This window comes from Frankia sp. CoWAU3, assembly GCF_977971855.1.
Window position 1 is genome coordinate 13,659 of sequence record NZ_CDWWXB010000061.1, and the last position, 3,042, is coordinate 16,700.

Below are 3,042 nucleotides of genomic sequence, written 5' to 3' on the forward strand. Positions count from 1 at the left end.
ATCCGCACCGGAAGCCCCGTAGCCCGGGCGAGCAGGGCGCCGTGGATCTGAAGAGTGACGTCCTCCCGGCCGCCGAAGGCACCCCCCACACCGGCCAGGGTGAGACGGACGAGCTCCTCCGGGAGACCGAGGCAGGCCGCGATCTGCTCCCGGTCCGAATGCAGCCACTGGGTCGCCACCCGCAGGTCCACCCCACCATCGGCGGCCGGCATCGCCAGGGCCGCCTCGGGAGCGAGAAACGCCTGGTCCTGCATCCCGACGAGGTACTGGTCCTCGACCACCACCGGGCCGAGCGCGTCGGGATCGCCGTGGCGCAGCTCGATCTCACGGTACAGGTTGCCCGCCGGATGCAGCGGCTCGGCATCCGGCTGCCATACCCGGTCGGGGTCGGTCGAAGGTGCCAGCGGCTCGTAGTCCACCTCGATCGCGGCGAGCGCCCGGCGCGCGGTCCGGACGTCAACCGCGGCCACGGCGGCAACCGGCTCCCCTGCGTACCGAACCTCGGTCGCGGCGAACACCGGCTGGTCGGCGACGATCAGCCCGTGGGTGGCCGTGCCCGGGACGTCGGCGGCGGTCACCATCCCCACGACGCCGGGCAGCCGGCGCGCGGCGTCGACGTAGACGCGCCGGATCCGCGCCCGGGCATGGGGCGATCGCAGGGTGCGGGCGTGCACCATCCCCGGAACACGCAGATCACCAACGTAGGAGAAGCTACCGGTCACCTTGTCCGGCCCATCCGGACGACGCACCGGACGACCGATCCCCGGACTCATCGGCCCACCCCCCGGCGGGGCGGAGCAGGTGCATCCCCCAAAAGTAGGGTGCCCCGCTCAGCCTGCACTGTTCTGATGGCAGCGAGTATCCGGCCGTAACCCGTGCACCGGCAGATGTTTCCGGCCAGCGATTCCCTGATCTCCTCCTCGTCCGCATCCGGCCGCCGGGTGAGCAGGTCCGTCACCGCGACCACGAACCCGGGGGTGCAGAAGCCGCACTGCACGGCACCCTCCTCGAGGAACGCCGCCCGCACGGCCCTGGCGGGTCCCGCCGTCCTCAGACCGGCAACGGTGCTCACCTGGGCGTCGTCGGCGTCCGCGGCGAGCACCGTGCAGGACGCCACCAACCGGCCGTCCAGGAGAACGGAGCAGGCACCGCAGCGCCCCTGCTCACACGCGTCCTTCACCGAGGTCACCCCGATGACGTCCCGCAGGACGGTGAGCAGGGAGTCCCCGATCCAGGCGCCGGCCACCGTGTGCAGGAAGCCGTCGACATGGAGGTGATATGGCGCGACGACGCCGTCGTCCGGCCAGGACGACCCGGCCGGCGGTCCGGCCGGGACTTCCCCCGCGAAACGGGCGGTCATGGCCGGACGTCCCGCTCGACTCGGGGGTCCACCGGCGCCCCCGCGGCATCCAGGCATCGGGTGAACGCCCGGGCGGCCAGCACGCCGGCAGCATGCCGGCGGTAGTCGGCGGAGACCCGCGGACCCGCCGCGAGCTCCGGCCCGACCCGCGAGACCGCCTCGCTTACCAGCTCACCGAACCGGCGGGCCGCCGACGAGGACGCGGCCCCTGCGGACCAGTCCACCGCGTCGTGTGCGAACCGCTCGGCGACGGTCATCCGGATCGGCAGCCGACCCACCCCCCCGATCGCGCAGGCCAGTCGATGGCGCATCCGGTCGACGAGGACGGCGCACGACACCAACGCCTGGTAGGCGGCCTGCCTGCCCCCAATCTTGAGATAGCTCTGCGGTCCGGCCGGCCGCGGCAGCCTTACCGCGGTGACCAGGGCGTCGGGGGCGAGCCCGTCAGCGAGGAACGCGGGCAGCGTCATCCGGCCAGGTCCGCGCGGCGAGGCCACGAGGATCTCGGCGTCCGCGGCGGTGAGGAAGGTGAGCAGGTCACCGGTGGGACGTGCCGAGCCCAGCGCGCCACCGACCGTGCCGAGGTTGCGGATCTGCGCGGAACCGACCACCCGGGCGGCGAGAGCGAGGCCGGGCGACAGTGACCAGCCCGCGAGGTCGGTGTAAGTCACGCCCGCACCGACGGTGAGCGAATCCGCCCCGGCGCCGCGGACCCGCAGTTCCAGGACCCGGCGCAGGGCGACTACCGCCCCCGGCCGACGCTCGCCGGACCGGAGGGCGGGGACGAGATCGGTGCCGCCGCCCAGCAGATCGACCGCCCTGCCAGCGTCATGGGCGGTCGCCAGCATCTCCACTGCCTCCCCTACCGTGCGTGGACGGAAGATGACGGCCGTCGCACCGCTAGTCGTCACAGCGGCCTCCCCCGCCCGATCCGACCAATGGTCCGACCAGTGGAAGGAAGCGCGGGAGGGGATGACGCGGGAAGCCGGCCGGCGATCCGGGGGTCAGGCAGGCGGACGAACGCTGCATAAGAACCGACCATAACGGCGGAAGGTTACGTGGATGTTCATCAAGACAGACGCTCAGTGACGTAGTTCTGATCTTTCTTGGCGGCAGCGTTCATCACCTCACCTGCGCTATCTCACCCGTGTTATCGCCAGCTTCCACCCGCACCGACCCAGACCAACGCCCCGGCGTCACCCAGTGTTACCTTACCGATGCTGGCGCGAACTGCGGAGAGGGATGCGACAGGTTTGAGGTGGACATGTCACGCCGGTCGACCTGCGTCTTCCGGCCGCCGTTCATGCTGCGGTTGCGGCTGGAGTATCCCGATGCGGGCTTCACCAACACGATCCTCTTCTGTCTCCAGCCGGAGGACGACCGGACGACCCGCATCTACACCCGAGTCCTGCGTGACGATCTCGGCGGCGACGCCGAGCGGCTGGCCGCTACCGCGGCGGTAGCGGACGCCGGCGGCTGGCCGCTACCGCCGGGTGTCGGGGGCCGATCCCCGCCGCGCTGCCACCCGGTCAGGGCCGGGTGCGGAGGTCAGGGCCGGGTGTAGAGGGCGCAGCCCCATCCGGCCAGCGTGCGCAGCGGGAACGGCAGCCGGCAGCCGAGATCGGCTGCGGCCGTGTCCACCGCGGCCAGCTCTCCCAGCACCGCCTCCCAGCTTGTCGTTT

At 72.0% G+C, this 3,042-nt stretch carries 4 protein-coding genes; 1 reads left to right on the top strand and 3 read right to left on the bottom strand.

Going from position 1 to position 3,042, the window contains the following annotated elements:
• From AC08ON_RS08120 to AC08ON_RS08130, 3 genes are all read right to left on the bottom strand, one after another.
• The coding region (locus AC08ON_RS08120) for a molybdopterin cofactor-binding domain-containing protein (protein ID WP_476616726.1) at nt 1-773 on the bottom strand (773 nt) is incomplete at its 3' end.
• Nucleotides 770-1,360: a (2Fe-2S)-binding protein gene (locus tag AC08ON_RS08125; protein ID WP_476607128.1), complete on the bottom strand. Its 591-nt coding sequence runs from the start codon at nt 1,358-1,360 to the stop codon at nt 770-772. The genes AC08ON_RS08120 and AC08ON_RS08125, both read right to left, overlap by 4 nt.
• Entirely contained in the window at nt 1,357-2,271 is a 915-nt protein-coding gene (locus AC08ON_RS08130; RefSeq protein ID WP_476607129.1) for an FAD binding domain-containing protein, read from the bottom strand. The genes AC08ON_RS08125 and AC08ON_RS08130 overlap by 4 nt, the downstream gene beginning before the upstream one ends.
• Before the next feature lie 353 nt (nt 2,272-2,624).
• On the opposite strand from AC08ON_RS08130, the gene AC08ON_RS08135 reads away from it, so the two are divergent.
• Nucleotides 2,625-2,924, top strand: coding sequence for a hypothetical protein (locus tag AC08ON_RS08135; protein WP_476610039.1), 300 nt, complete (start codon nt 2,625-2,627; stop codon nt 2,922-2,924).
• The last annotated feature ends 118 nt before the right edge of the window (nt 2,925-3,042 follow it).

Bases quoted from the DNA above. Each gene is read 5' to 3' on its own strand.
- AC08ON_RS08125 (WP_476607128.1), bottom strand. From the start codon at position 1,360: ATGACCGCCCGTTTCGCGGGGGAAGTCCCGGCCGGACCGCCGGCCGGG.
- AC08ON_RS08135 (WP_476610039.1), top strand. From the start codon at position 2,625: ATGTCACGCCGGTCGACCTGCGTCTTCCGGCCGCCGTTCATGCTGCGG.